General features: G+C 56.1%; 3 protein-coding genes and 1 pseudogene. All 4 read right to left on the reverse strand.

The genetic code is table 11. The features are described 5' to 3' along the window. The coding region (locus tag FLQ44_RS23000) for a phage late control D family protein (RefSeq protein ID WP_206209146.1) at positions 1 to 615 on the reverse strand (615 nt) is incomplete at its 3' end. Positions 616 to 643: 28 nt separating this feature from the next. After that, positions 644 to 1,987: a WD40/YVTN/BNR-like repeat-containing protein gene (locus tag FLQ44_RS23005; protein ID WP_147696188.1), complete on the reverse strand. Its 1,344-nt coding sequence runs from the start codon at positions 1,985 to 1,987 to the stop codon at positions 644 to 646. Further along, a complete protein-coding gene (locus tag FLQ44_RS23010) occupies positions 1,987 to 2,847 on the reverse strand; it encodes a hypothetical protein (RefSeq protein ID WP_147696189.1) in 861 nt (286 codons plus the stop codon). The genes FLQ44_RS23005 and FLQ44_RS23010 overlap by 1 nt, the downstream gene beginning before the upstream one ends. Positions 2,848 to 2,875: 28 nt before the next feature. After that, positions 2,876 to 3,188 (reverse strand): annotated as a pseudogene (locus FLQ44_RS23015) (hypothetical protein); the annotation flags it as partial.

Below are 3,188 nucleotides of genomic sequence, written 5' to 3' on the forward strand. Positions count from 1 at the left end.
GTTGCGGGCGGTGAGCTGCTGGCGGGTGACGACGAATTCGCGCTGCTCGGCGTGGTCGCTGGCGTGGGCGGGGTGGTCGTCCAGGCGGAACCAGTGGCCGGGGTGCAGGCTGCGCACAACGCCGCTGCCGTGGAAGGTTTTGGCGTGGCGGTCGTAGGCTTGCTGGCGCAGGCGGGCGTAGTGGGCGAGCTGGTCGTGGTCGCTGGCGTAGTAGGGGCCGGGGGCGTCGTAGTCGGCCAGGCTGGCCTGGGCAAGTTGGCCGCTGCCCTGGGCGATGGCGCTGTGGTCGCCGGTATGGGCGGTGGCCACGGGCTGGTAGTCGTAGCTGGCCAGCTGCACGCTGTCGGTGACGAGCTGGCGCTGGCTGTGCCACTGGGTGAGGCCGTCTTCGGCTTCGGTGGCGTCGGCGCGGTGAAAGCGCACGCGCTCGATGGCGGCGGGTGGCAGGCTGTAGGGGTCGTCGAAAGCGACGAGGGTGCTGCGGTAGCTGTGATCGTGGTCGTGTTCAAAGCGCCAGGCCAGGCCCTCTTCGTGCAGCAGGCGCACGATGAAGTCGAGGTCGGTTTCGCGGTACTGCAGGCAGTAGCTGCGGGCGGGCAGCGGTGCGGTGAGCATGACTTATCTACTGGCGCATCTGCATTCCTTACTCGACCTTCCGCCAATACAGTGAATTCAGCTGATATTTCCAGATACGGTTCCGCTCGGCTTCGTAATACCAGGCATAGGCCATGCCATCGTCGGTTTCGTCCCATGATTGGCCATGATCCGTGCTGATGAGCGTAATGTTGTCTGACATGATTTGTTCTGGTTTTCGACTTTCACCGGCCAAGACCAGTTGCGCTTGCGGGCCGACAAACAAGGCACCGGGGATGATGCGTGGCGCAAACGCATGGCGGTAGATTTCCTTGCCATTCTGCCAATACAGATAGGCCGCCGGCCGGGTGGGGGTGTTGACTTCTTTTTCGTGGGGTAACTGGCCGAGCTGGGCAATCAGATGCAGCCCATTTGGGGTGGCTGGCTTGATATCCATGACCGTTTGTTGTGGCAACACGATATCCGGTTGCATCCACTTGCCAGCCTGTGTTTCCAGCGCTGTTGTAAATGCCAGGCTATAGATCAGCGTGCTTTCCTTTACCTCGCCAATACCCGCAGCCAGTTTAGCCTGGCGCACATAAAAGGCCACGCGCAAGGTGCCGTCCTCGGCCAGATCGAAAGCACTGAAGGTGGCACGAGCGTTTTTGACCATCGGCAAAAAGCCGTTACCGCTCGGATGCGGGCTGAGTTGCTGATTCGCCCAAGCAGGTAGCGCAATTTCGTGCCAGTGCTCGCCACCATCGCTGGTGCGCCAGATACGCATACCGTCGGCAACCAGATAGCCGCGTTTGCCATCTGCCATGAATAGGGGTTGGCCCGGCGGGGTGCGCTCCGGCCACGGCAGCTGCTGCCAGTTTTTGCCGCCATCTATCGATTTCCAAAGCGTATGCCAGCGTTGCCCATAGCCGTCCAGCCCATTGGGCAGATGGTAGTTGGTCCAGTCGGTGCTGACATAGATCGTCTGCCAGTCTGGCGACAGCCACCAGGCACCATTCTGGCCAGGTTTTTCGAAGATACGGCGTATGCCCTGATCCATATTTCCGCGTAGCAGGCGAATGGTGGCGCGGTTGCTAACCTCGTCTAGATCATCCATCCAAGGCTCAGCCATCTCGGCAATTTCAGGATTTTTCCATTCTTCAAAAGGCTTTGCCTTCCGTTCTGGGCCAATAGGTTTGAACACCATCACCTGGCGTCCATGAATGCGCATATCACCGCCGCCATAGGGCTTGTCGTGCTCCATCAAATCTGCTTCATACGTCCACATGCTGAATACCTTATACAGTCCATAAACCGACGTGCAGAGCAGCAGCACACCCAAAATGGCAATGAGCAGCCATTTCAGTAGCGTGCGCAGGCTGCGCCAGATAAGTAATAAAAATTCGGTATTGCTCATTATTTCAATACCGACATCAGGCGTTTTAGTGCTCGGTCTGCCAGCTCCCGGCCACTTTGCACCGCTTGGCCACCCCAATCCTTGCCCACTTCGACACCACTATCCACTGCTTGCTTCCAGGTGGCGGTGTCGGTCCACTCTTCGATATTCGGCTGGCCGCCAATTTTGGCTAGATCACTTAGTGGCAGATCAGCGAGGCCCGCATCCAGATAGGCAGGAACGTGGGTATCGAAGGCAAATTGCTTGAAAGTGGCATTATTCAACTCCAACTTCTTTTGAGGTACGTTGAGCGTGACTGAACGGTTGGGATAGCGCCGGCAGGGAATAGAAATGGTTGAACCCGTCATGTTGTCCTTTAGGCCTTTTTCCATATTGTCTTGCAGATATTTTCTTCCTAATGCCAACCATTTCTTACCTGCCGGGCTTAGTCGTGGCATCAGCTTTTTGCCATATGTAGAGCAATAGTAATAGCCATAACTGACGTAATAATCGGGCGGCTTATGCCCGCAGCCAATATGCCGCATCATGAAACTGGCGTGGCGTGACCAGTTGGCGTCACTGCTACGTGCCTGGATCAATTTATCCCGGTTACGCAATAGCTTCTTGGCCACATCCAGATCATCCCACGGGTTCCACCTGGAAGCCCACGCACTGAGGACATCCAGCGTGGTAGCGCCTGATTTGTCGACATATTCCTCGTGTAACGGCCGATAGTAATACTCGCACTGCCCGATAATGCCGTCATTGGCAGGCGGGACATCATCATCACAAATAGAGTGCTCAATAATGACCGGCCGTTTGTCACTGCTTGGTGTATGAATGGCATCATGCGTGGATAGCACATTGGGGTCTTTGGCCATAATAAAAATTCACTTTTAGAAATGATATTTATAACTTCTTTAAAATCTCGATCCGCACACCATCGGGCACTTGGCTTTGGCTGATCGAGGTTTCCCCGTGCTCATTGGTCATTCCTTCCGCCAATACAGCGCCATCAGCTGTTTTAAGGCGATACGGCTGATTACCAGCCGGCAAATCCGATGCTTGCCACTGTATTTTGAATTTCTGGTCAAACTTACCGGTGCTACGTGGGAATTCGGCCAGGCTTTTACTCATACTCGCCCCTCCACTCACCTCATGCTTGGCGCCTTTCACGCTCACGGTACCAGGGCAGTGCACCTCGATATTGCCGCCGCTCATG

It is taken from the genome of Vogesella mureinivorans (genome assembly GCF_007644035.1).
GTDB classification, from domain to species: domain Bacteria; phylum Pseudomonadota; class Gammaproteobacteria; order Burkholderiales; family Chromobacteriaceae; genus Vogesella; species Vogesella mureinivorans.

Excerpts from the sequence above, each read along its gene's own strand:
- FLQ44_RS23005 (WP_147696188.1), bottom strand. The coding sequence starts at position 1,987 with ATGAGCAATACCGAATTTTTATTACTTATCTGGCGCAGCCTGCGCACG.
- FLQ44_RS23010 (WP_147696189.1), bottom strand. The coding sequence starts at position 2,847 with ATGGCCAAAGACCCCAATGTGCTATCCACGCATGATGCCATTCATACA.